The 23,723-nt window shown below is 55.3% G+C and carries 23 protein-coding genes and 4 tRNA genes; all 27 read right to left on the bottom strand.

Annotated features, from left to right (window positions below; translation table 11 throughout):
- Nucleotide 1 precedes the first annotated feature (1 nt).
- The 27 genes from rpsC to birA all read right to left on the bottom strand — a co-directional run bounded on the left by rpsC (nt 2) and on the right by birA (nt 23,529).
- Nucleotides 2–688 (bottom strand): 30S ribosomal protein S3, encoded by a 687-nt coding sequence (gene rpsC, locus PspCFBP13528_RS24380; RefSeq protein ID WP_003176422.1) that lies wholly within the window; start codon nt 686–688, stop codon nt 2–4.
- Between the two features lie 13 nt (nt 689–701).
- Complete coding sequence (gene rplV, locus PspCFBP13528_RS24375; RefSeq protein ID WP_003103908.1) at nt 702–1,034, bottom strand: 50S ribosomal protein L22; 333 nt, start codon at nt 1,032–1,034, stop codon at nt 702–704.
- A gap of 11 nt (nt 1,035–1,045) precedes the next feature.
- A complete protein-coding gene (rpsS, locus tag PspCFBP13528_RS24370; RefSeq protein ID WP_002555486.1) occupies nt 1,046–1,321 on the bottom strand; it encodes a 30S ribosomal protein S19 in 276 nt (91 codons plus the stop codon).
- A 16-nt stretch (nt 1,322–1,337) separates the two neighbouring features.
- On the bottom strand, nt 1,338–2,162 hold the full coding sequence (rplB, locus tag PspCFBP13528_RS24365) for a 50S ribosomal protein L2 (RefSeq protein ID WP_003176423.1): 825 nt from the start codon (nt 2,160–2,162) through the stop codon (nt 1,338–1,340).
- Nucleotides 2,163–2,176: 14 nt separating this feature from the next.
- A complete protein-coding gene (rplW, locus tag PspCFBP13528_RS24360; protein WP_002555488.1) occupies nt 2,177–2,476 on the bottom strand; it encodes a 50S ribosomal protein L23 in 300 nt (99 codons plus the stop codon).
- Nucleotides 2,473–3,075, bottom strand: coding sequence for a 50S ribosomal protein L4 (rplD, locus tag PspCFBP13528_RS24355; protein ID WP_003176424.1), 603 nt, complete (start codon nt 3,073–3,075; stop codon nt 2,473–2,475). Before rplD ends, rplW begins: the two co-directional genes overlap by 4 nt.
- Nucleotides 3,076–3,087: 12 nt before the next feature.
- Nucleotides 3,088–3,723 carry a 50S ribosomal protein L3 gene (gene rplC, locus PspCFBP13528_RS24350; protein ID WP_003194649.1) on the bottom strand — a complete coding sequence of 212 codons (636 nt, stop codon included), beginning with the start codon at nt 3,721–3,723 and terminating at the stop codon, nt 3,088–3,090.
- An 81-nt stretch (nt 3,724–3,804) separates the two neighbouring features.
- Nucleotides 3,805–4,116 (bottom strand): 30S ribosomal protein S10, encoded by a 312-nt coding sequence (gene rpsJ / locus PspCFBP13528_RS24345; RefSeq protein ID WP_003186070.1) that lies wholly within the window; start codon nt 4,114–4,116, stop codon nt 3,805–3,807.
- Nucleotides 4,117–4,275: 159 nt separating this feature from the next.
- Nucleotides 4,276–5,469: an elongation factor Tu gene (gene tuf, locus PspCFBP13528_RS24340; RefSeq protein ID WP_003176426.1), complete on the bottom strand. Its 1,194-nt coding sequence runs from the start codon at nt 5,467–5,469 to the stop codon at nt 4,276–4,278.
- A gap of 30 nt (nt 5,470–5,499) precedes the next feature.
- On the bottom strand, nt 5,500–7,605 hold the full coding sequence (fusA, locus tag PspCFBP13528_RS24335) for an elongation factor G (RefSeq protein WP_065949092.1): 2,106 nt from the start codon (nt 7,603–7,605) through the stop codon (nt 5,500–5,502).
- Nucleotides 7,606–7,635: 30 nt separating this feature from the next.
- Nucleotides 7,636–8,106 (bottom strand): 30S ribosomal protein S7, encoded by a 471-nt coding sequence (gene rpsG / locus PspCFBP13528_RS24330; protein WP_002555493.1) that lies wholly within the window; start codon nt 8,104–8,106, stop codon nt 7,636–7,638.
- 118 nt (nt 8,107–8,224) lie between these two features.
- The gene (rpsL, locus tag PspCFBP13528_RS24325; protein ID WP_002555494.1) at nt 8,225–8,596 is read right to left on the bottom strand and encodes a 30S ribosomal protein S12; all 372 of its coding nucleotides are present in this window, start codon (nt 8,594–8,596) and stop codon (nt 8,225–8,227) included.
- 216 nt (nt 8,597–8,812) lie between these two features.
- The gene (rpoC, locus tag PspCFBP13528_RS24320; protein ID WP_065949093.1) at nt 8,813–13,012 is read right to left on the bottom strand and encodes a DNA-directed RNA polymerase subunit beta'; all 4,200 of its coding nucleotides are present in this window, start codon (nt 13,010–13,012) and stop codon (nt 8,813–8,815) included.
- Nucleotides 13,013–13,076: 64 nt separating this feature from the next.
- Nucleotides 13,077–17,150 (bottom strand): DNA-directed RNA polymerase subunit beta, encoded by a 4,074-nt coding sequence (gene rpoB / locus PspCFBP13528_RS24315; RefSeq protein ID WP_057724824.1) that lies wholly within the window; start codon nt 17,148–17,150, stop codon nt 13,077–13,079.
- A 219-nt stretch (nt 17,151–17,369) separates the two neighbouring features.
- Complete coding sequence (gene rplL, locus PspCFBP13528_RS24310; protein WP_003176432.1) at nt 17,370–17,735, bottom strand: 50S ribosomal protein L7/L12; 366 nt, start codon at nt 17,733–17,735, stop codon at nt 17,370–17,372.
- A gap of 78 nt (nt 17,736–17,813) precedes the next feature.
- Nucleotides 17,814–18,314, bottom strand: coding sequence for a 50S ribosomal protein L10 (gene rplJ, locus PspCFBP13528_RS24305; RefSeq protein ID WP_056861893.1), 501 nt, complete (start codon nt 18,312–18,314; stop codon nt 17,814–17,816).
- A 199-nt stretch (nt 18,315–18,513) separates the two neighbouring features.
- On the bottom strand, nt 18,514–19,209 hold the full coding sequence (gene rplA / locus PspCFBP13528_RS24300; RefSeq protein ID WP_003176434.1) for a 50S ribosomal protein L1: 696 nt from the start codon (nt 19,207–19,209) through the stop codon (nt 18,514–18,516).
- Nucleotides 19,209–19,640, bottom strand: coding sequence for a 50S ribosomal protein L11 (rplK, locus tag PspCFBP13528_RS24295; RefSeq protein ID WP_003176435.1), 432 nt, complete (start codon nt 19,638–19,640; stop codon nt 19,209–19,211). Before rplK ends, rplA begins: the two co-directional genes overlap by 1 nt.
- Before the next feature lie 116 nt (nt 19,641–19,756).
- A complete protein-coding gene (gene nusG, locus PspCFBP13528_RS24290; protein WP_003176436.1) occupies nt 19,757–20,290 on the bottom strand; it encodes a transcription termination/antitermination protein NusG in 534 nt (177 codons plus the stop codon).
- A gap of 9 nt (nt 20,291–20,299) precedes the next feature.
- Entirely contained in the window at nt 20,300–20,668 is a 369-nt protein-coding gene (secE, locus tag PspCFBP13528_RS24285) for a preprotein translocase subunit SecE (protein WP_053138319.1), read from the bottom strand.
- A gap of 45 nt (nt 20,669–20,713) precedes the next feature.
- A tRNA-Trp gene (locus tag PspCFBP13528_RS24280) sits at nt 20,714–20,789 on the bottom strand.
- Nucleotides 20,790–20,951: 162 nt separating this feature from the next.
- Nucleotides 20,952–21,027, bottom strand: a tRNA-Thr gene (locus PspCFBP13528_RS24275).
- Between the two features lie 26 nt (nt 21,028–21,053).
- Nucleotides 21,054–21,127 (bottom strand) — tRNA-Gly (locus PspCFBP13528_RS24270).
- Nucleotides 21,128–21,150: 23 nt separating this feature from the next.
- Nucleotides 21,151–21,235, bottom strand: a tRNA-Tyr gene (locus tag PspCFBP13528_RS24265).
- Between the two features lie 141 nt (nt 21,236–21,376).
- Nucleotides 21,377–21,823, bottom strand: coding sequence for a hypothetical protein (locus PspCFBP13528_RS24260; RefSeq protein WP_137201696.1), 447 nt, complete (start codon nt 21,821–21,823; stop codon nt 21,377–21,379).
- Nucleotides 21,824–21,830: 7 nt separating this feature from the next.
- Nucleotides 21,831–22,580 (bottom strand): pantothenate kinase, encoded by a 750-nt coding sequence (locus PspCFBP13528_RS24255; protein WP_137201695.1) that lies wholly within the window; start codon nt 22,578–22,580, stop codon nt 21,831–21,833.
- Nucleotides 22,570–23,529, bottom strand: a complete 960-nt coding sequence (gene birA, locus PspCFBP13528_RS24250) for a bifunctional biotin--[acetyl-CoA-carboxylase] ligase/biotin operon repressor BirA (RefSeq protein ID WP_101220777.1) — start codon at nt 23,527–23,529, stop codon at nt 22,570–22,572. The genes PspCFBP13528_RS24255 and birA overlap by 11 nt, the downstream gene beginning before the upstream one ends.
- Between the last annotated feature and the right edge of the window lie 194 nt (nt 23,530–23,723).

Here is a 23,723-nt window from a genome sequence, read left to right as displayed (position 1 = left end):
CTTACTTAGCAGCTTTTTTACGAGGCGCTGGTGCTTGTGGTTTCAGTTCTTCTTGGCGACCACCAATTACTTCGCCTTTGAAGATCCAAACCTTTACACCGATCACACCGTAGGTGGTGTGAGCTTCGTAGTTGGCATAGTCGATGTCGGCACGCAGGGTGTGCAGTGGCACACGACCTTCGCGATACCATTCAGTACGTGCGATTTCAGCACCGCCGAGACGACCGCTCACTTGGATTTTGATGCCTTTGGCACCAATGCGCATGGCGTTCTGTACAGCGCGCTTCATAGCGCGACGGAACATTACGCGACGCTCCAGCTGCTGAGCTACGCTCTGCGCAACCAGCATACCGTCGAGCTCCGGCTTGCGGATCTCTTCGATATTGATGTGCACAGGCACACCCATTTGCTTGGTCAGGTCCTGACGCAGTTTCTCAACATCTTCACCTTTCTTCCCGATAACGATACCTGGACGAGCAGTGTGGATGGTGATACGTGCGGTTTGCGCCGGGCGATGGATATCGATACGGCTTACGGACGCGCTTTTTAGTTTGTCTTGGAGATACTCACGCACCTTCAGATCAGCGAACAAATAGTCCGCATAAGTCCGGCCGTCTGCATACCAGACGGAGGTGTGTTCCTTGACGATTCCCAGGCGAATGCCAATGGGATGTACTTTCTGACCCATCTCTTCGACTCCGTTACTTGTCAGCAACCTTGACAGTGATATGGCAAGACCGCTTGACGATGCGATCAGCACGGCCTTTGGCACGTGGCATGATGCGCTTCAGCGAACGCCCTTCGTTGACGAAAACGGTGCTGACCTTCAGGTCATCAACGTCTGCGCCTTCGTTGTGCTCGGCGTTGGCTACGGCCGACTCCAGCACTTTCTTCATGATCTCGGCGGCTTTCTTACTGCTGAAAGCCAACAGGTTGAGCGCTTCGCCCACCTTCTTCCCGCGGATCTGGTCGGCGACCAAGCGGGCTTTCTGGGCGGAGATTCGAGCGCCCGACAACTTAGCGGCTACTTCCATTTCCTAACCCCTTAACGCTTGGCTTTCTTGTCTGCCACGTGCCCACGATAAGTGCGGGTACCGGCAAACTCGCCCAGTTTGTGGCCGACCATGTCTTCGTTAACGAGAACTGGGACGTGTTGACGACCGTTGTGTACTGCGATGGTCAGACCGACCATTTGTGGCAGGATCATCGAACGACGCGACCAGGTCTTAACTGGTTTGCGATCGTTCTTTTCCGCCGCCACTTCGATCTTCTTCAGTAGGTGAAGATCAATAAAAGGACCTTTTTTCAGAGAACGTGGCACTGTCGTATCCCTCTATTTACTTGCGACGACGGACGATCATTTTGTCGGTACGCTTATTACCACGAGTCTTCGCGCCCTTAGTCGGGAAGCCCCATGGCGATACCGGATGACGACCACCAGAGGTACGACCTTCACCACCACCGTGTGGGTGGTCAACCGGGTTCATGGCAACACCACGAACGGTTGGGCGAACGCCACGCCAGCGTTTGGCACCAGCTTTACCCAGCGAACGCAGGCTGTGCTCGGAGTTCGAGACTTCGCCCAGGGTCGCACGGCATTCAGCCAGCACTTTACGCATCTCACCAGAACGCAGACGCAGGGTCACGTAGACACCTTCACGAGCGATCAGCTGAGCCGAAGCACCAGCGGAACGAGCGATTTGCGCGCCTTTACCTGGCTTCAATTCGATGCCGTGTACGGTGCTACCAACTGGAATGTTGCGCAGTTGCAGAGCGTTGCCCGGCTTGATCGGTGCCAGGGCACCTGCGATCAGCTGGTCGCCAGCGCTCACGCCTTTAGGGGCGATGATGTAGCGACGCTCGCCATCTGCGTACAGCAGCAGAGCGATGTGAGCAGTACGGTTTGGATCGTATTCAATACGCTCGACAGTGGCGGAGATGCCATCTTTGTCGTTGCGACGGAAATCGACCAAACGATAATGCTGCTTATGGCCACCACCGATGTGACGAGTGGTAATGCGACCATTGTTGTTACGACCACCAGTCTTCGATTTTTTCTCGAGCAGCGGTGCGTGAGGAGCGCCTTTATGCAGCTCCTGGTTGACCACCTTGACCACAAAACGGCGGCCAGGGGAAGTCGGTTTGCATTTAACGATTGCCATGATGCACCCCTTCCTTACTCAGCACTGCTGCTGAAATCGAGATCTTGGCCTGGCTGAAGGGAGATAACTGCCTTCTTCCAGTCATTACGCTTGCCCAGACCGCGAGCAGTGCGCTTGCTCTTACCCAGAACATTCAGGGTAGTAACACGCTCTACTTTCACGCTGAACAGGCTTTCGACGGCCTTCTTGATTTCCAGCTTGGTTGCGTCAGTTGCAACCTTGAAAACGAACTGGCCTTTCTTGTCAGCCAGAACCGTAGCCTTTTCGGAAACGTGCGGGCCAAGCAGAACTTTAAATACGCGTTCCTGGTTCATCCCAGCAGCTCCTCGAATTTCTTCACGGCCGACACGGTGATCAACACCTTGTCGTATGCGATCAGACTAACTGGATCGGAACCTTGCACGTCACGTACATCAACGTGTGGCAGGTTGCGAGCAGCCAGGTACAGGTTCTGATCAACAGCTTCAGACACGATCAAAACATCGGTCAGGCTCATGTTGTTCAGTTTGCCCAGCAGATCTTTGGTTTTTGGACTTTCAACAGCGAAGTCCTGAACCACGACCAGACGATCGGTACGCACGAGTTCAGCAAGGATGGAGCGCAGTGCTGCGCGGTACATCTTCTTGTTGAGCTTCTGCGAGTGATCCTGTGGACGAGCTGCGAAAGTGGTACCGCCGCCACGCCAGATTGGGCTACGGATAGTACCGGCACGAGCACGGCCAGTGCCTTTCTGACGCCAAGGGCGCTTACCGCCACCACGTACGTCGGAACGGGTCTTTTGCTGCTTGCTACCTTGACGGCCGCCGGCCATGTAGGCCACGACTGCTTGGTGAACGAGCGTCTCGTTGAATTCGCCGCCAAATGTCAGTTCGGAAACTTCGATCGCTTGAGCGTCATTTACATTTAATTGCATGTCAGCTTCCCCTTAACCGCGAGCCTTGGCCGCTGGACGTACAACCAGGTTGCCGCCAGTAGCGCCAGGAACAGCACCCTTGACCAACAACAGATTGCGTTCAGCGTCGACGCGCACTACTTCGAGGGACTGCACGGTCACGCGCTCAGCGCCCATATGACCGGACATTTTTTTGCCCTTGAATACACGACCAGGAGTCTGGCACTGGCCAATAGAGCCCGGGACGCGGTGGGAAACGGAGTTACCGTGAGTGTTGTCTTGACCACGGAAATTCCAACGCTTGATCGTACCCTGGAAGCCTTTACCCTTGGACTGACCGGTTACATCAACCAGTTGACCAGCGGCGAAGATTTCAGCGTTGATCAGATCGCCAGCCTGGTAGTCGCCGTCTTCAAGACGGAACTCCATGACGGTGCGACCAGCTGCAACGTTTGCTTTAGCGAAGTGACCTGCTTGAGCAGCAGTCACGCGCGAAGCACGACGCTCGCCGACAGTGACTTGCACTGCACGATAGCCATCGGTCTCTTCAGTTTTGAACTGGGTGACGCGATTCGGCTCGATCTCAATGACCGTGACCGGAATGGAGACACCTTCTTCGGTGAAAATACGGGTCATACCGCATTTACGACCGACTACACCAATAGTCATGTTGTAAACCTCATGAGTGTACGGGGCTTTCACCCGCTATGGCCGCCCATTTCAGAGCGTTACACGACTAAGACCCAAGTCTTAGCCGAGGCTGATCTGTACTTCCACACCGGCCGCCAGATCAAGCTTCATAAGTGCATCAACGGTTTTATCCGTTGGCTGGACGATGTCCAGTACGCGCTTATGAGTGCGGATCTCGTACTGGTCACGCGCGTCTTTGTTGACGTGCGGGGAGACCAGAACGGTGAACCGCTCTTTACGGGTAGGCAGTGGAATTGGACCACGCACTTGAGCACCAGTACGTTTCGCGGTTTCCACGATTTCCTGGGTGGATTGGTCGATCAGGCGATGGTCAAAAGCCTTCAACCTGATACGGATTTGCTGATTTTGCATTGGATTTCAGACTCCGGCTGCTATTCCCAGCGAGCGCAATACGCCCGTTAAAAGGAGGCGCAATTCTATAGACGGCCCTGATAGGTGTCAACCCAATAAAAAAGGCCCCCGCTGAGCGGGGGCCTTTTCAAAACATCAGAGCTATCTCAGAAGAGATAATTACTCGATGATTTTAGCTACAACACCAGCACCAACGGTACGGCCGCCTTCACGGATTGCGAAACGCAGACCGTCTTCCATAGCGATGGTTTTGATCAGGGTGACAACCATTTTGATGTTGTCGCCTGGCATTACCATTTCTACGCCTTCCGGCAGTTCGCAGTTACCAGTTACGTCGGTAGTACGGAAGTAGAACTGTGGACGGTAGCCTTTGAAGAACGGAGTGTGACGGCCGCCTTCTTCTTTGCTCAGCACGTACACTTCAGCTTCGAACTTGGTGTGCGGCTTAACCGAACCTGGCTTGACCAGAACCTGGCCACGCTCAACGTCGTCACGCTTGGTACCACGCAGCAGAACGCCGCAGTTCTCGCCAGCACGACCTTCGTCGAGCAGCTTACGGAACATTTCAACACCGGTGCAGGTGGTGACGGTAGTGTCACGCAGACCAACGATTTCCAGTGGATCCTGAACCTTGACGATACCGCGCTCGATACGACCAGTTACAACAGTACCGCGACCGGAGATCGAGAATACGTCTTCGATTGGCATCAGGAACGGCTTGTCGATAACACGGACTGGATCTGGGATGTAGCTGTCCAGAGTCTCAACCAGTTTACGAACGGACGTGGTGCCCATTTCGTTATCGTCTTTGCCTTCCAGAGCCATACGAGCAGAACCGATGATGATCGGAGTGTCGTCACCTGGGAAGTCGTAAGTGCTCAGCAGGTCGCGCACTTCCATCTCAACCAGTTCCAGCAGCTCAGCGTCGTCTACCAGGTCAGCCTTGTTCAGGTAAACCACGATGTACGGAACGCCAACCTGACGGGACAGCAGGATGTGCTCACGGGTTTGTGGCATCGGACCATCAGCGGCCGAGCAAACCAGGATTGCGCCGTCCATCTGGGCAGCACCGGTGATCATGTTCTTCACATAGTCAGCGTGACCTGGGCAGTCAACGTGAGCGTAGTGACGGATCAGCGAGTTGTATTCAACGTGCGCGGTGTTGATGGTGATACCACGAGCTTTCTCTTCTGGTGCGCTGTCGATTTTATCGAAATCAACGATTGCGGAACCGAATACTTCGGAGCAAACGCGAGTCAGAGCAGCAGTCAGAGTGGTTTTACCGTGGTCAACGTGACCGATGGTGCCAACGTTGACGTGCGGTAGGGAACGATCAAATTTTTCTTTAGCCACGACAATTAACTCCTTGCCTAAAGGACTGAATCAGCCTTGTTTTTTGGATACAGTTTCAGCGATGTGCGCCGGAGCTGTGTTGTATTTTTTGAATTCCATAGAGTAGCTTGCGCGACCCTGGGACATGGAGCGAACGTCGGTCGCATAACCGAACATCTCACCCAACGGAACCTCGGCGCGAATCACTTTGCCGGAAACCGTGTCTTCCATACCCAAGATCATGCCGCGACGACGGTTAAGGTCGCCCATGACATCACCCATATAGTCTTCAGGTGTAACAACTTCTACCGCCATGATTGGCTCAAGCAACTCACCACCGCCCTTCTGGGCCAGTTGCTTGGTTGCCATGGAGGCAGCCACCTTAAACGCCATCTCGTTGGAGTCGACGTCGTGGTAAGAACCGTCAAAAACGGTTGCTTTCAGGCCGATCAGCGGATAGCCGGCAACAACACCGTTCTTCATCTGCTCTTCGATACCCTTCTGGATAGCAGGGATGTATTCCTTAGGAACAACACCACCTACTACTTCGTTCACGAATTGCAGACCTTCCTGACCTTCGTCAGCAGGAGCAAAACGGATCCAGCAGTGACCGAACTGACCACGACCGCCGGACTGACGAACGAACTTGCCTTCGATTTCACAGTTCTTCGTGATGCGCTCACGATAGGAAACCTGAGGCTTACCGATGTTGGCTTCGACGTTGAACTCACGGCGCATCCGGTCAACCAGGATGTCCAGGTGCAGCTCGCCCATGCCGGAGATGATCGTTTGACCAGTCTCTTCATCAGTCTTGACGCGGAAAGATGGATCTTCCTGAGCAAGCTTGCCCAGAGCGATACCCATTTTTTCCTGGTCATCCTTGGTCTTTGGCTCTACGGCAACCGAAATAACCGGCTCCGGGAAGTCCATGCGAACCAGGATGATTGGCTTGTCAGCGTTGCACAAGGTTTCACCGGTGGTGACGTCCTTCATGCCGATCAAGGCCGCGATGTCACCAGCGCGTACTTCCTTGATTTCTTCACGGGCGTTTGCGTGCATTTGCACCATACGACCCACGCGCTCTTTCTTGCCTTTAACCGAGTTGATCACGCCGTCGCCGGAGTTCAACACGCCCGAGTAAACGCGGACGAAGGTCAAGGTACCCACGAATGGGTCAGTGGCAATTTTAAATGCCAAAGCGGAGAACGGTTCTGCGTCGTCTGCGTGACGCTCCAGCTCGATAGTCTCGTCATCCGGGTCAGTACCCTTGATGGAAGGAATATCAACCGGTGCCGGCAGGTAGTCGATCACAGCATCGAGAACCAGGGGAACGCCCTTGTTCTTGAACGAGGAACCGCAAACAGCCAGGACGATTTCGCCAGCGATAGTACGCTGACGCAGAGCGGCCTTGATTTCCGCGTTGGTGAGTTCTTCACCTTCGAGGTACTTGTTCATCAGCTCTTCGTTGGCTTCAGCCGCAGCTTCAACCATGTTGTTGCGCCATTCGTCAGCCAGTTCCTGCAGTTCAGCAGGGATAGGCTTGCGAACAGGAACCATACCTTTGTCAGCGTCGTTCCAGTAAACAGCTTCCATGGTCAGCAGATCGATCTGGCCTTGGAAATTGTCTTCGGAACCGATAGCCAACTGGATTGGCACCGGGGTGTGACCCAGACGCTGCTTGATCTGACCGATCACGCGCAGGAAGTTCGCACCGGCACGGTCCATCTTGTTTACGTAAACAAGACGTGGAACGCCGTATTTGTTGGCTTGACGCCATACGGTTTCCGACTGCGGCTCAACGCCCGAGGTACCGCAGAACACAACGACAGCGCCGTCGAGTACCCGCAGGGAACGCTCAACTTCAATGGTGAAGTCTACGTGGCCAGGGGTATCGATTACGTTGAAGCGGTGCTCATCCTTGTACTGCTTCTCGGAACCTTTCCAGAAGGCGGTAATGGCAGCAGAAGTAATGGTAATACCACGCTCCTGCTCCTGAACCATCCAGTCTGTGGTCGCGGCGCCATCATGCACCTCGCCCATCTTGTGACTTTTGCCGGTGTAAAACAGTACGCGCTCAGTAGTGGTGGTTTTACCAGCATCCACGTGAGCGACGATACCGATGTTACGGTAGCGGCTAATCGGAGTAGTACGAGCCATAAAGCCCTCGCAAAATTAGTGAAGCTAAAATTAGAAGCGGTAGTGCGAGAAAGCTTTGTTGGCTTCAGCCATACGGTGCACGTCTTCACGCTTCTTAACAGCAGCACCTTTACCTTCAGCAGCGTCCAACAGTTCGCCGGCCAAACGCAGAGCCATAGACTTCTCGCCGCGCTTACGGGCGAAGTCTACCAACCAGCGCATTGCCAGAGCGTTACGACGGGACGGACGAACTTCAACCGGAACCTGGTAAGTAGCACCGCCTACACGGCGCGACTTCACTTCGACCAGCGGAGCGATGGCGTCGAGAGCTTTCTCGAAGATTTCCAGGGGGTCGCTGTTCTTGCGTTCTTTAACCTTTTCCAGCGCGCCATAAACGATACGCTCGGCAACGGCTTTCTTGCCGCTTTCCATCACGTGGTTCATGAACTTGGCCAGAATTTGGCTTCCGTATTTTGGATCGTCAAGCACTTCGCGCTTGGCTGCTACACGTCTTCTTGGCATGGATAAGCCCTCAAACGGTCTTCAGGTTCGCTCGGAATCGGTGCCCTTTCGGGACGCCTCCGACCTTACTCTTATCGACTCAGAAAATAAGATGATTCAGTTTTACAAAAAGCCGCTACTACTTAGGCTTCTTGGTACCGTACTTCGAACGACCCTGGTTACGACCTTTAACGCCGGAAGTATCCAAGGAGCCGCGTACGGTGTGATAACGAACACCTGGCAAGTCTTTTACACGACCGCCGCGGATCAGTACCACGCTGTGCTCTTGCAGGTTGTGGCCTTCACCGCCGATGTACGAGGAAACCTCGAAACCGTTGGTCAGGCGCACACGGCATACTTTACGCAGTGCCGAGTTAGGTTTTTTCGGCGTGGTGGTATACACACGGGTGCATACGCCACGACGTTGCGGGCAGTTCTGCAGCGCAGGCACGTCGGATTTCTCGACGATACGCTTACGCGGCTGACGTACCAGCTGGTTGATAGTTGCCATCTACTAGCTCCACTGTTGTCTTGCGACGCTATTGTCTTGCAAGAAAAGCAAAATGGCAGGAACGAATTCCCGCCAAATTTAGGGGTACAAGAGTCTAAAGAGGATCTTGTCCCCAGTCAAGGCAAGGCCCCGACCTCCCCACTCGTCGAACCGGTGCATATATGCCTCGATCCGACGAATGGGGGTGTCAGGGCCCAGTCTCATCTATCGCAGAACTCAGTTACCGCTTGAGTTCAGCGCTTCGGTCAGTGCAGCTTCCACTTCACTGGCGCTTACGCGCAACGGCTTGTCAGCATCACGGCGGCGCTTGCGCTCGCTGTGGTAAGCCAAACCGGTACCAGCCGGGATCAAACGACCCACGACTACGTTTTCTTTCAGGCCGCGCAGGTAATCGCGCTTGCCGGTTACCGCTGCTTCGGTCAGTACACGAGTGGTCTCCTGGAAGGAGGCCGCCGAGATGAACGACTCAGTGGACAACGACGCCTTGGTGATACCCAGCAGCACGCGAGTGAACTTGGAAACGAATTTCTCGTCGTTCGCCAGGCGCTCGTTTTCTACCAGTACGTGAGTCAGCTCCATCTGGTCGCCCTTGATGAAACTGGAATCGCCGGATTCAGCGATTTCAACTTTACGCAACATCTGACGCAGGATGGTCTCGATGTGCTTATCGTTGATCTTCACGCCTTGCAGACGGTAAACGTCCTGGATCTCGTTAACGATGTACTTGGCCAGCGCGCTCACACCCAGCAGACGCAGGATATCGTGCGGATCGCTCGGGCCGTCGGAGATAACTTCGCCGCGGTTTACCTGTTCGCCTTCGAAGACGTTCAGGTGACGCCACTTCGGAATCAGCTCTTCGTACGGATCGCTACCGTCGTTCGGGGTAATGACCAGACGGCGCTTGCCCTTGGTCTCTTTACCGAAGGCGATGGTGCCGCTGACTTCAGCCAGAATCGACGCTTCTTTCGGACGACGCGCTTCGAACAAGTCGGCAACACGCGGCAGACCACCGGTGATGTCGCGAGTTTTCGAAGTTTCTTGCGGGATACGCGCGATAACATCACCGATCGCGATCTTCGCACCATCCGCTACACCGACCAGGGCGTTGGCTGGCAGGAAGTACTGAGCGATTACGTCAGTGCCTGGCAGCAACAGATCCTTGCCGTTGTCGTCGACCATCTTCACGGCAGGACGGATGTCTTTACCGGCAGCTGGACGATCTTTGGCGTCGAGTACTTCAATGTTGGTCATACCGGTCAATTCGTCAGTCTGACGCTTGATCGTGATGCCTTCTTCCATGCCCACGTAGGTCACGGTACCTTTCATTTCGGTAACGATTGGGTGGGTGTGCGGATCCCACTTGGCAACGATTGCGCCAGCGTCGACCTTGTCACCTTCCTTCACCGAAATCACAGCACCGTACGGCAGCTTGTAACGCTCGCGCTCACGACCGTAGTCATCAGCGATTGCCAGCTCACCGGAACGGGACACAGCAACCAGGTGGCCATCCACTCGCTCAACGTGCTTGAGGTTATGCAGGCGGACGGTACCGCCATTCTTCACCTGAACACTGTCAGCTGCGGAGGTCCGGCTTGCCGCACCACCGATGTGGAACGTACGCATGGTCAGCTGGGTACCCGGCTCACCGATGGACTGGGCAGCGATAACGCCGACCGCTTCACCGATGTTCACCTGGTGGCCACGAGCCAAATCACGGCCGTAGCACTTGGCGCAGATGCCGTAGCGGGTTTCGCAGCTGATCGGCGAGCGAACGATCACTTCGTCGATGCTGTTGAGTTCGATGAACTCGACCCACTTCTCGTCTACCAGGGTGCCGGCAGGAACGATAACTTCCTCGGTACCTGGCTTGAACACGTCACGGGCAATCACACGACCCAATACGCGCTCACCCAGTGGCTCTACAACGTCACCGCCTTCAATGTGCGGTGTCATCAGCAGGCCGTGCTCGGTGCCGCAATCGATCTCGGTGACAACCAGATCTTGTGCAACGTCTACCAGACGACGCGTCAGGTAACCGGAGTTAGCGGTTTTCAACGCGGTATCCGCCAGACCCTTACGAGCACCGTGAGTGGAGATGAAGTACTGAAGTACGCTCAAACCTTCACGGAAGTTCGCAGTAATCGGCGTTTCGATGATGGAGCCATCCGGCTTGGCCATCAGGCCACGCATACCGGCGAGCTGACGGATCTGCGCAGCAGAACCCCGTGCGCCCGAGTCGGCCATCATGTACATCGAGTTGAAGGATTCCTGATCAACTTCGTCGCCATGACGGTCGATGACTTTCTCTTTCGAGAGGTTGGCCATCATCGCCTTGGACACTTCGTCGTTCGCCTTGGACCAAAGGTCGATCACTTTGTTGTACTTCTCGCCCTGGGTTACCAGGCCGGAGGCGTACTGGCTCTCGATCTCTTTCACTTCGTCAGTGGCAGCACTGATGATGCGAGCTTTTTCATCCGGGATAACGAAGTCGTTAACGCCGATGGAAACGCCAGAGATAGTCGAGTAAGCGAAACCTGTGTACATCAACTGGTCAGCGAAGATCACGGTCTCTTTCAAACCAACCACGCGGTAGCACTGGTTGATCAGCTTGGAGATCGCCTTTTTCTTCATCGGCAGGTTGACGACGTCGTACGACAGACCTTTTGGCACAACCTGGTACAACAGCGCACGGCCGACGGTGGTGTCGACGATACGAGTGTTGCTCACACTGCCGCCGTCACGGTCGTTGACGGTTTCGTGGATCCGCACTTTGACCTTGGCGTGCAGTGCGGCTTCGCCGGCACGGAACACACGGTCAACTTCCTGCAGGTCAGCGAATACACGGCCTTCGCCCTTGGCGTTGATCGCTTCACGGGTCATGTAGTACAGACCCAATACAACGTCCTGCGACGGAACGATGATTGGCTCACCGTTGGCTGGCGACAGAATGTTGTTGGTCGACATCATCAACGCGCGCGCTTCCAACTGAGCTTCCAGTGTCAGCGGTACGTGCACGGCCATTTGGTCGCCGTCGAAGTCGGCGTTGTACGCAGCACAGACCAGAGGGTGCAGCTGGATAGCCTTACCTTCGATCAGTACCGGTTCAAACGCCTGGATACCCAGACGGTGAAGGGTCGGTGCACGGTTGAGGAGAACCGGGTGTTCGCGAATCACTTCAGCGAGAACGTCCCAAACTTCTGGCAGTTCGCGCTCGACCATTTTCTTGGCCGCTTTGATGGTGGTCGCGAGACCGCGCATTTCCAGCTTGCCGAAGATGAACGGCTTGAACAGCTCGAGTGCCATCTTCTTGGGCAGACCGCACTGATGCAGACGCAGGGTCGGGCCTACGGTAATTACCGAACGACCGGAGTAGTCAACACGCTTACCGAGCAAGTTCTGACGGAAACGACCCTGCTTACCCTTGATCATGTCAGCCAGGGATTTCAGAGGACGCTTGTTGGAACCGGTGATCGCACGGCCACGACGACCGTTGTCGAGCAAGGCGTCGACGGCTTCTTGCAACATACGCTTTTCGTTGCGCACGATGATGTCCGGAGCGGACAGATCAAGCAGGCGCTTCAAGCGGTTGTTACGGTTGATCACGCGGCGGTACAGGTCGTTGAGGTCGGACGTCGCGAAACGACCACCGTCCAACGGTACCAGCGGACGCAGGTCTGGCGGCAGAACCGGCAGAACGGTCAGCACCATCCACTCTGGCAGGTTGCCGGAACCCTGGAAGGCTTCCATCAACTTCAGACGCTTGGACAGCTTCTTGATCTTGGTTTCGGAGTTGGTTTGCGGAATTTCTTCGCGCAGACGGCCAATCTCGTGTTCCAGGTCGATAGCGTGCAGCAGTTCACGGACAGCTTCGGCACCCATGCGGGCATCGAAATCATCACCGAACTCTTCCAGCGCTTCGAAGTACTGCTCATCGTTCAGCAACTGACCTTTTTCAAGGGTGGTCATGCCTGGATCGATAACGACGTAGCTCTCGAAGTAGAGAACGCGTTCGATATCACGCAGGGTCATGTCCATCAGCAAGCCGATACGGGACGGCAGCGATTTCAGGAACCAGATGTGGGCAACCGGCGAAGCCAGTTCGATGTGCGCCATGCGCTCACGACGAACCTTGGCCAGCGCAACTTCAACGCCGCACTTCTCGCAGATCACACCACGGTGCTTCAAGCGCTTGTACTTACCGCACAGGCACTCGTAATCCTTTACCGGGCCAAAGATCTTGGCGCAGAACAGGCCGTCACGCTCAGGTTTGAACGTACGGTAGTTGATGGTTTCCGGCTTTTTAACTTCACCGAACGACCACGAACGGATCATCTCAGGCGATGCCAGTCCAATACGGATGGCGTCGAACTCTTCGACTTGACCCTGGTTTTTCAGCAAATTCAGTAGGTCTTTCAAGGCCTTTCCTCCTGGCGGAGCAGAGAGCGGGCCAAACGGCCTCGCTCTCGATTCGCGTCACGTGTTATTCGGTTTCCAGATCGATATCGATGCCGAGGGAACGAATTTCTTTGATCAACACGTTGAAAGACTCGGGCATGCCCGGCTCCATACGGTGATCGCCGTCCACGATGTTTTTGTACATCTTGGTACGACCGTTCACATCGTCCGACTTCACTGTGAGCATTTCTTGCAGAGTGTATGCAGCACCGTATGCTTCCAGTGCCCAGACCTCCATCTCCCCGAAACGCTGACCACCGAACTGAGCCTTACCACCCAGCGGCTGCTGGGTAACCAGGCTGTACGAACCGGTAGAACGAGCGTGCATCTTGTCGTCTACCAAGTGGTTCAGCTTCAGCATGTACATGTAGCCAACAGTAACCGGGCGCTCGAACTTGTTGCCGGTACGGCCGTCGAACAGCTGCATCTGGCCGCTTTCCGGCAGGTCTGCCAGTTTCAGCATGGCCTTGATTTCGCTTTCCTTGGCACCGTCGAACACCGGGGTAGCCATTGGAACGCCGCCGCGCAGGTTCTTCGCCAGATCCAGGATTTCCTGGTCGGTGAAGGTGTCCAGCTCTTCGTTGCGACCGCCGATCTCGTTGTAGATCTCGTGCAGGAACTTACGCAGGTCAGCGACCTTGCGTTGCTCTTCGATCATACGGTTGATCTTCTCACCCAGACCCTTGGCCGCGAGGCCCAGGTGGGTTTCGAGGATCTGACCAACGTTCATACGCGAAGGTACGCCCAACGGGTTGAGGACGACGTCGACCGGGGTGCCATTGGCATCGTGCGGCATGTCTTCAACCGGCATGATCACGGAGACCACACCTTTGTTACCGTGACGACCGGCCATCTTGTCGCCCGGCTGGATGCGGCGACGGATTGCCAGGTAAACCTTGACGATTTTCAGCACGCCTGGAGCCAGGTCATCGCCCTGCTGCAGTTTGCGCTTCTTGTCTTCGAACTTGTCGTCCAGCAGACGGCGGCGATCAACGATGTAGGCCTGGGCCTTCTCGAGTTGCTCGTTCAGAGCATCTTCAGCCATGCGCAGTTTGAACCACTGGCCATGCTCGAGACCGTCGAGGATTTCGTCGGTGATGTCCTGACCTTTCTTCAGACCTGCGCCGCCTTCAGCCTTGTGGCCTACCAGAGCGGAACGCAGACGTTCGAAGGTCGCGCCTTCAACGATACGGAACTCTTCGTTCAGATCCTTGCGGATCTCGTCGAGTTGGGTCTTCTCGATGGACAGCGCACGAGCATCACGCTCAACGCCGTCGCGGGTGAAGACCTGTACGTCGATGACAGTACCCTTGGTACCGGTAGGTACGCGCAGGGAGGTGTCTTTAACGTCGCTGGCTTTTTCACCGAAGATGGCACGCAGCAGCTTCTCTTCCGGAGTCAGTTGGGTCTCGCCTTTCGGAGTGACCTTACCGACCAGAATGTCGCCTGCGCCAACTTCAGCACCTACGTAAACGATACCGGCTTCGTCCAGCTTGTTCAGTGCAGCTTCACCCACGTTAGGGATGTCTGCAGTGATTTCCTCTGGCCCAAGCTTGGTGTCACGTGCCACACAGGTCAGTTCCTGGATGTGGATCGTGGTAAAGCGATCTTCTTGAACAACTCGTTCCGACAGGCAGATGGAGTCTTCGAAGTTGTAACCGTTCCAGGCCATGAACGCGATGCGCATGTTCTGACCCAGTGCCAGCTCACCCATATCGGTGGACGGGCCGTCGGCCATGATATCGCTACGCTGAACGCGGTCACCCTTACGCACTAGCGGACGCTGGTTGATGCAGGTGTTCTGGTTCGAACGGGTGTATTTGGTCAGGTTGTAGATGTCGACACCAGCTTCACCGGTTTCAACTTCGTCATCGGCAACACGAACCACGATACGGCTGGCATCAACGGAATCGATCACGCCACCACGACGAGCCACGACGCAAACGCCGGAGTCACGGGCTACGTTACGCTCCATGCCGGTACCTACCAGCGGCTTGTCGGCGCGCAGGGTCGGTACAGCTTGACGCTGCATGTTGGAACCCATCAACGCACGGTTGGCGTCATCGTGCTCCAGGAACGGGATCAGCGACGCTGCAACCGACACGACCTGCTTGGGCGATACGTCCATCAGGGTGACGTCTTCCGGCGCCTTGACGGTGAACTCGTTCAAGTGACGAACAGCTACCAGCTCGTCGATCAGGACTTTCTTGTCGTTCATCGTGGCCGAAGCCTGAGCGATCACGTGATCAGCTTCTTCGATGGCGGACAGGAAGACGATTTCGTCGGTGACCAGACCCTCTTTCACAACACGGTACGGGCTCTCGAGGAAACCGTACTGGTTGGTGCGCGCATAAGCGGCCAGGGAGTTGATCAGACCGATGTTCGGACCTTCCGGCGTTTCGATCGGGCATACACGACCGTAGTGCGTCGGGTGTACGTCACGGACTTCGAAGCCTGCGCGCTCACGGGTCAGACCGCCCGGGCCCAGTGCGGAAACACGGCGCTTGTGGGTGATCTCGGAGAGCGGGTTGTTCTGGTCCATGAACTGCGAGAGCTGGCTGGAACCAAAGAACTCTTTCACCGCCGCAGCCACTGGCTTGGCGTTGATCAGGTCTTGCGGCATCAGGCCTTCGCTTTCAGCCATCGACAGGCGCTCTTTGACCGCACGCTCAACACGTACCAGGCCAACGCGGAACTGGTTCTCTGCCATTTCGCCTACGCAGCGAACACGACGGTTACCCAGGTGGTCGATGTCATCGACGATGCCTTTACCGTTACGGATGTCGACCAGGGTCTTCAGTACCGCGACGATGTCTTCCTTGCACAGCACGCCCGAACCTTCGATCTCGGTACGACCGATACGACGGTTGAACTTCATCCGGCCGACCGCAGACAGGTCATAGCGCTCAGGGCTGAAGAACAGGTTGTTGAACAGGGTTTCGGCAGCATCTTTGGTTGGTGGCTCACCAGGACGCATCATGCGATAGATCTCGACCAGCGCTTCCAATTGGTTGCTGGTGGAGTCGATCTTCAGGGTGTCGGAGATGAACGGACCGCAGTCGATGTCGTTGGTGTACAGGGTCTCGATGCGAACGACTTGAGCCTTGGCGATTTTGGCCAGGATCTCGGTGTTCAGCTCGGTGTTGCACTCAGCCAGGATTTCGCCTGTCGCCGGGTGAACGATGACCTTGGCAGTAGTGCGGCCCAGGACGTAGTCCAGCGGCACTTCCAACTCTTTGAGACCGGCTTTTTCGATCTGGTTGATGTGGCGCGCGGTGATACGGCGGCCGGCTTCAACAATGACCTTGCCCTTTTCATCCTGGATGTCCAGGACGGCAATTTCACCACGCAGACGCGATGCGATCAGCTCCAGCTTGAGGGTTTCATCCTTCAGGCTGAATACGTTGGTGGTGTAGAAGGCATCCAGCACCTGCTCAGTGGTATAGCCGAGCGCGCGCAGCAGTACCGAGGCCGGCAGCTTGCGACGACGGTCGATACGCACGAACACGCAGTCTTTAGGGTCGAACTCGAAGTCCAACCACGAACCACGGTACGGAATGATCCGCGCGGAGTACAGGAGCTTGCCGGAGCTGTGCGTCTTGCCGCGGTCGTGGTCGAAGAACACGCCCGGGGAACGGTGCAGCTGGGAAACGATTACGCGTTCGGTACCATTGATAACGAAGGTACCGTTTTCAGTCATCAGTGGGATTTCGCCCATGTAGACTTCTTGCTCTTTGATGTCCTTGATCGCTTTGTTCGACGATTCTTTGTCGAAAATGATCAGACGGACTTTTACCCGCAAAGGTACGGCGTACGTAACACCGCGCAACACGCATTCTTTGACATCAAATGCCGGTTCGCCCAGGCGATAACCGACGTACTCCAGCGCAGCATTGCCGGAGTAGCTGATGATCGGGAAAACGGATTTGAAGGCCGCATGCAGGCCCACGTCGCGGAACTGATCTTTGGTCGCTCCCGCCTGCAAGAATTCACGATACGAATCCAGCTGGATAGCCAGAAGGTACGGGACATCCATGACGTCCGGCAACTTGCTAAAGTCCTTGCGGATACGTTTTTTCTCAGTATATGAGTAAGCCATCAGCGTTCCCCAGCTTGGTCACCTGCTTGTTTGGCCCTCCCGACGGGAGCAGCCAGAAAATCTTGCAAACCCCATGGTTTGCACCACCGCATCGGGTGGCTACAGCGCGTTAATGGCGGCGACCGAGTCGACAGCCAAGAACGGAAAAAGGCCGGTGGCAAGAGCCACCAGCCATCAGCCTTCAGCTTAAAGCTTGGGCTGGAGACGCAAGGTCGATGCTTACTTCAGCTCGACTTTAGCGCCTGCTTCTTCCAGAGTAGCTTTGGCTTTGTCAGCAGCGTCTTTCGACACAGCTTCCAGAACCTGGGCAGGAGCGCCGTCAACTACTGCCTTGGCTTCTTTCAGGCCCAGACCGGTCAGTTCACGTACTGCCTTGATCACGTTTACTTTCTTCTCGCCAGCTTCCAGCAGCATGACGTTGAATTCGGTTTGCTCTTCAGCAGCGACAGCAGCAACAGCTGGGCCAGCGGAAGCAGCGGCAGCGGAAACGCCGAATTTTTCTTCGAAAGCTTTGATCAGCTCAACAACCTGCAGAACCGACATTTCAGCTACGGCGTTGAGGATATCGTCTTGGGAGATAGACATTGCTGTATTTCCTGAATTGGGGGACGGCCTACGCGGCCATCGAAATAAACAAAAATACGCGAGAGAATTTGCTCAGCCTTAGGCTGCGGCAGCTTCTTTTTGCTCGCGAACTGCAGCCAGAGTACGAGCCAGCTTGCTGGTAGCGCCTTGAATCACGCTCATCAGCTGCGAAATAGCTTCGTTACGGGTCGGCAGTGTTGCCAGTACGTCGATTTGGTTAGCTGCGAGGAACTTGCCCTCGAACGCAGCTGCCTTGATCTCGAACTTATCCTGACTCTTGGCGAATTCCTTGAACAAACGGGCAGCAGCGCCTGGATGATCCTTGGAGAACGCGATCAGAGTCGGGCCAGTGAACACGTCGTTGAGAACACTGTATTCAGTGTCAGCAACAGCGCGCTTGAGCAGGGTGTTACGTACAACACGTACGTATACGCCAGCTTCACGAGCCTCTTTACGGAGTCCGGTCATAGCGCTTACTGTCACACCACGGGCATCAGCCACGACAGCGGACAGAGCAGCTTTGGCAGCCTCGTTGACTTCAGCGACGATGGCCTTCTTGTCTTCGAGATTAATTGCCACGGGTTTAACTCCTGCTTGTTACCGTTTCATCCGGCCTAGGCCTGATGTCGTTTTGGTGTCTGATTCGGTAAGGAACCGGGAGCACCATCTGCGTAGGCTTGTTGGTTTAAGACTTGCGTCGCCTACGGTCTTGGATAGCCCCCGCCAGGCAGGGACCCCAATCTTTCAATTGACGCAATCGCTCGCGCCAACCTGTGTCTTATACGTCCAGCGAGCCTTGGTCGATGACCAGACCTGGGCCCATAGTGGTGCTCAGGGTAACGCGCTTGACGTAGATACCTTTCGAGGAAGCAGGTTTGATACGCTTCAGATCAGCGATCAGGGCTTCAACGTTTTCCTTCAGCTTGACGGCATCAAAGCCGACTTTGCCAACGGAGGTGTGAATGATGCCGTTTTTGTCGGTGCGATAACGAACCTGACCAGCCTTGGCGTTTTTAACCGCGGTAGCTACGTCTGGCGTTACGGTGCCGACTTTAGGGTTAGGCATCAGGCCGCGTGGACCCAGGATCTGACCCAACTGACCTACAACGCGCATTGCATCCGGGGAGGCAATAACAACGTCATAGTTCAGGTCGCCGCCTTTCATTTCGGCAGCCAGGTCGTCCATACCAACGCGATCGGCGCCAGCGGCCAGAGCAGCTTCGGCGGCCGGGCCTTGGGTGAAGACAGCAACACGTACAGTCTTGCCAGTACCGTGTGGCAGCACAGTAGCGCTACGAACGACCTGGTCGGATTTACGTGGGTCAACACCCAGGTTCACAGCAACGTCAACGGACTCGCTGAACTTGACAGTCGACAGCTCGGTCAGCAGGGCAGCAGCGTCTACAAAATTGTAGGACTTGCCCGCTTCGATTTTGCCGGCGATAGCCTTTTGGCGCTTGGTCAGCTTAGCCATTACACACCCTCCACGTTAAGGCCCATGCTACGAGCAGAACCGGCGATGGTACGCACGGCTGCATCCATATCAGCTGCAGTCAGATCCGCGTTTTTGGTTTTCGCGATTTCTTCCAGCTGAGCACGAGTCACGGTGCCAACCTTAACGGTGTTCGGACGAGCGGAACCGCTAGTCAGACCAGCAGCTTTCTTCAGAAGAACCGAAGCCGGAGTCGACTTGGTTTCGAAAGTGAAGCTACGGTCGCTGTATACAGTGATGATCACTGGAGTCGGCAGACCTGGCTCAAGACCCTGAGTACGGGCGTTGAAGGCCTTGCAGAATTCCATGATGTTCACGCCGTGCTGACCCAGAGCTGGGCCGACGGGTGGGCTAGGGTTGGCCTGAGCGGCCTTCACTTGCAGCTTGATGTAAGCGGTAATCTTCTTGGCCATGAGGCACTCCAATTACGGGTTCAAGCGCCTCGAAAGGCTCCCCGGTTACTTGCGCGTTTATCCCAGTGACGACAAAACCCCACAGCCTAGGCTGCGGGGTTGGGATGCTTGCTCAGCTAGACCTTCTCGACCTGGCTGAACTCCAACTCTACCGGAGTAGAGCGACCGAAAATGAGCACTGCCACTTGGATCCGGCTCTTTTCGTAGTTAACTTCTTCGACAGTGCCGTTGAAATCAGCAAACGGACCATCTGTGACACGAACAACCTCACCCGGCTCGAACAACGTCTTCGGCTTAGGCTTGTCGCTACCGTCAGCAACACGACGCAGAATTGCTTCCGCCTCTTTATCGGTGATCGGCGCAGGCTTATCAGCAGTACCGCCAATGAAGCCCATGACGCGAGGAGTGTCCTTGACCAAGTGCCAAGTACCTTCGTTCATGTCCATCTGCACCAGCACGTAGCCAGGAAAGAACTTGCGTTCACTCTTGCGCTTCTGGCCATTCCGCATTTCAACCACTTCTTCAGTGGGAACCAGAATTTCGCCGAAGCCATCTTCCATGCCTGCCAGCTTTACGCGCTCCAGCAAAGAGCGCATAACATGCTTCTCGTAACCCGAGTAAGCATGCACAACGTACCAACGCTTAGCCACGGGACACCCTTAGCCAACAATCAAGGAAACAAGCCAGCCGAGCAGGGAATCGAGCCCCCACAACAGCAACGCCATAACCAGAACGACAGCCACGACAATCAATGTGGTCTGCGTGGTTTCTTGGCGAGTCGGCCAAACGACTTTACGAATTTCAGTGCGAGCTTCCTTTACCAGGACCGCGAAAGACTTGCCTTTGGTAGTCTGCAGGCCTACAAAGGCAGCTACAGCAGCAAGGGCCAGCAAAGCGAGAACGCGGTACAGGATCGGCGAAGCAGAATAGTACTGATTGCCGACAACGCCTACGACCACCAAGGCGACTACGGCGAGCCACTTGACCAGATCGAAACGAGAGCTTTGAGCTTCAGCCTTAGGAGTCATCTATGAAGATCCTGTGAAAAGAAAGCCAGACACACCACGTGAATCTGGCAGGTCAGGAGGGAATCGAACCCCCAACCTACGGTTTTGGAGACCGTCGCTCTGCCAATTGAGCTACTGACCTAAAACAAAATCAGGCCGACCATTATGCAGGCCTGAAAAAGACTTTACAACAACCAACCCCAACAGACTTGAAATCACTGACATCCAACGCCAGAAACAGCACGATACAAGCCGAGGCAGCTGTTAAAACAAAGGCAGATATTTTCATATCTGCCTTGTTATATGGAGCTCTTGAGCGGATTTGAACCGCTGACCTCACCCTTACCAAGGGTGTGCTCTACCAACTGAGCTACAAGAGCGAAACACCGTGCACAACCTGCAAACTTGGAGCGGGTAGCGGGAATCGAACCCGCATCATCAGCTTGGAAGGCTGAGGTTCTACCACTAAACTATACCCGCGGAGCTTGCAGCTCACGCTAAAATGGTGGAGGGGGAAGGATTCGAACCTTCGAAGTCGTAGACGTCAGATTTACAGTCTGATCCCTTTGGCCGCTCGGGAACCCCTCCTAAGCGAGCCGGCATTTTACATCACGCCGACCTTCTGTCAAGCATTTTCTCATTTAAATTATGAGGTTAGCTGCGTTGACTTCGCTTCGCATCAAAGGCCTTAAAGGTCTTCACTGCGAAGCGGGCGCCATTCTATGCAAACTATTCGAGAGTTGCAATGCCTTCGCACAGCATTATTTTATGTTTTAACTCATTGAATTCCTTAGCAAGGTTTTCAAAGGGCAGATCATCCGCCAGGCGCCTGCTTTCAGGGGCCACTCGAAGCCAATAACCGGTAGCTTCAGGCATGTTCAGCAATTGGACCTTAACCTTTATATCCAGGCTGGTGAGGCGCTGTTCGACAGATTGCGCCTGACGCTGATCGGCAAACCCACCAATGTACAAGCAGGTATTTTGCGTGTCGGGCGATTTCGCACGATCCCTTCGGGCCACCGCCTCGGAAGACTCGCTCAGCAGTCGTATATCCTGCTGGGAGCCACGATAAAGACTCAGAGGAGTGACATCCTTGGCGCGCAACGGCGCCTCTTGCTGATGCCATATGTAATAGAAGACATTGAGGATCAGTAGAAGCAGAAACAACCAACGCATAAGCACCTCAGGGCAAAGGGCACGCCATTGCCAGGCCAATAAATACCAGATCCGGCACAAGCCGTGCCTGCGGCACAGTGTCAAAGACCAGATCAGCATCTCCGCCAGTCAGGAACACCGTGAAGTCATCCCCCCAATAACGCCTGGCAAGCTCGATCTGGGTAAGCACAAACCCCCTTAGCATCAGCGCACAGCCGCGCTCGACCGCCTCGGCCGTTGTACGCCCAGGCGACAGACGCTCCAGAGCGCGCTCAGCGGACGCATCGTCGTAGCGTATCTTGCGCGTATGGGTGCGCAGCTGGTTGCGCATAAGCGGCAGGCCAGGACAAATGAAGCCCCCCAAATGCTCGCCATCGACATCAATGAAATCTGCAGTCGCCGCCGTGCCAAAATCCAACACCAGGCAAGGGCCGGAGGCTAACTTATACCCGCCGAGGATCGCCAGCCAACGGTCCAGACCCAGCCGCTCGAAGTCGTCATAGCCATTTCGAACGCCCGCCATTTCCACCGCTGACGTTGCACACGAGACAGTAATGCCAAAAGCTTCGATCAATGTCTCGACCAGCTTGTCTGTTTCCTCCAGGGCGCGAACACTCACCAGCCGGCAACGCGTCAGCGACATGTCCGGCACCGCATTCAAACTCTCAATCAATGCGACATTCGAACCGACCACGCCCTCGGCGAAGGCGCCCACCCTGTCGACATTCAGCACTCGCCATTTGATAAAGCTATTCCCACAGTCGAGCTCAAGAATCATCACGCAACCTCAGGCTTAACTCACCACCGCTGTATGTTTTTTCGACACCATCAACGTCCAAGCGCAACGCACCTTGACGATCAACACCGAGCACCACTCCATCAACGCGATTCACACCCGCGATAAGTGATACCGCCCGCCCTTGCCACGCATGATTTCGCTCCCACTCCTCCTGGAGGGCCGCAAAGCCAGACGCCCTATGCCGATCGAGATAGTGCTGGAGCTGCAAGCTGACCCGGGCCACCAGAGCGTTACGGTCAGCAGCAGATCCCGCCTCAAGCTGCACCGACGTCCATTGCTGGTCAACCTCGGCGGCCCTCTGCATATTCACGTTGATCCCGATGCCGAGAACCACGTGACAGATATCTGCCGGGTCCCCAACCAACTCCAGCAATATCCCCGCGATTTTCTTGCGCCCGACCAATACGTCGTTGGGCCATTTCAAGACGACATCCTGAACACCCGACTCTCGCAGAGCCTGAATGACCGCCAGGCCAACAACAAGACTCAGCCCTTCCAGTTGCCGGAGGCCATCCTCAATACGCAGTACCAGGCTGTAATAGATGTTTTGAGCGTATGGACTGACCCACTTTCGACCGCGCCTGCCCCGCCCGGCCATTTGCTGCTCAGCTAATACCAGGAAAGGGACAGCCCGCGCGACATCAACCATGCGCAACGCCTCTGCGTTGGTGGAATCAATCGAATCGTAGATATGGACAGGCCACGACAACGACGGCGCACTTCGCAAAATCTCTTCAGCATTTAGAAACACCAGTGGCGATGCCAACTGGTACCCCTTACCACGCACCTTATGAATAGGTAGATTCAATTCGGCCTCAAGAAGCTGAAGCTGCTTCCACACGGCACTGCGACTAACGCCCAGAGCGGCACCCAGCGCCTCTCCGGAATGGAATCGGCCATCTTTCAGAAGTTCTAACAGCGTTAGCATGCAGGTATCGCCTCACAATGAGGCACGCATGATAGCCATGCGAAGAGGCATTGCATAGAAAGGCCGCACACCCTCAGGCCGCGATGAACGCCCTTTATGCTTTTCGAGCGCCCAAAACAAAACCCCAACTGCTTTCGCAATTGGGGTTCTGGAATTTAATCTTGACGATGACCTACTCTCACATGGGGAAACCC

Source organism: Pseudomonas sp. CFBP13528 (assembly GCF_005233615.1).
In the GTDB taxonomy this organism is placed as follows: domain Bacteria; phylum Pseudomonadota; class Gammaproteobacteria; order Pseudomonadales; family Pseudomonadaceae; genus Aquipseudomonas; species Aquipseudomonas fluorescens_AM.
The sequence above is the reverse complement of the archived record's forward strand: the minus strand, read 5'-3'. Positions and strand labels throughout refer to the sequence as shown.

What these genes read in the sequence shown, in the direction of transcription:
- rpsC (WP_003176422.1), bottom strand. Translation starts at nt 688, where the DNA reads ATGGGTCAGAAAGTACATCCCATTGGCATTCGCCTGGGAATCGTCAAG.
- rplV (WP_003103908.1), bottom strand. Translation starts at nt 1,034, where the DNA reads ATGGAAGTAGCCGCTAAGTTGTCGGGCGCTCGAATCTCCGCCCAGAAA.
- rplB (WP_003176423.1), bottom strand. Translation starts at nt 2,162, where the DNA reads ATGGCAATCGTTAAATGCAAACCGACTTCCCCTGGCCGCCGTTTTGTG.
- rplW (WP_002555488.1), bottom strand. Translation starts at nt 2,476, where the DNA reads ATGAACCAGGAACGCGTATTTAAAGTTCTGCTTGGCCCGCACGTTTCC.
- rplD (WP_003176424.1), bottom strand. Translation starts at nt 3,075, where the DNA reads ATGCAATTAAATGTAAATGACGCTCAAGCGATCGAAGTTTCCGAACTG.
- rplC (WP_003194649.1), bottom strand. Translation starts at nt 3,723, where the DNA reads ATGACTATTGGTGTAGTCGGTCGTAAATGCGGTATGACCCGTATTTTC.
- rpsJ (WP_003186070.1), bottom strand. Translation starts at nt 4,116, where the DNA reads ATGCAAAATCAGCAAATCCGTATCAGGTTGAAGGCTTTTGACCATCGC.
- fusA (WP_065949092.1), bottom strand. Translation starts at nt 7,605, where the DNA reads ATGGCTCGTACTACTCCGATTAGCCGCTACCGTAACATCGGTATCGTC.
- rpsG (WP_002555493.1), bottom strand. Translation starts at nt 8,106, where the DNA reads ATGCCAAGAAGACGTGTAGCAGCCAAGCGCGAAGTGCTTGACGATCCA.
- rpsL (WP_002555494.1), bottom strand. Translation starts at nt 8,596, where the DNA reads ATGGCAACTATCAACCAGCTGGTACGTCAGCCGCGTAAGCGTATCGTC.
- rpoB (WP_057724824.1), bottom strand. Translation starts at nt 17,150, where the DNA reads ATGGCTTACTCATATACTGAGAAAAAACGTATCCGCAAGGACTTTAGC.
- rplL (WP_003176432.1), bottom strand. Translation starts at nt 17,735, where the DNA reads ATGTCTATCTCCCAAGACGATATCCTCAACGCCGTAGCTGAAATGTCG.
- rplA (WP_003176434.1), bottom strand. Translation starts at nt 19,209, where the DNA reads ATGGCTAAGCTGACCAAGCGCCAAAAGGCTATCGCCGGCAAAATCGAA.
- rplK (WP_003176435.1), bottom strand. Translation starts at nt 19,640, where the DNA reads ATGGCCAAGAAGATTACCGCTTACATCAAGCTGCAAGTGAAGGCCGCT.
- secE (WP_053138319.1), bottom strand. Translation starts at nt 20,668, where the DNA reads ATGACTCCTAAGGCTGAAGCTCAAAGCTCTCGTTTCGATCTGGTCAAG.
- PspCFBP13528_RS24260 (WP_137201696.1), bottom strand. Translation starts at nt 21,823, where the DNA reads ATGCGTTGGTTGTTTCTGCTTCTACTGATCCTCAATGTCTTCTATTAC.
- PspCFBP13528_RS24255 (WP_137201695.1), bottom strand. Translation starts at nt 22,580, where the DNA reads ATGATTCTTGAGCTCGACTGTGGGAATAGCTTTATCAAATGGCGAGTG.
- birA (WP_101220777.1), bottom strand. Translation starts at nt 23,529, where the DNA reads ATGCTAACGCTGTTAGAACTTCTGAAAGATGGCCGATTCCATTCCGGA.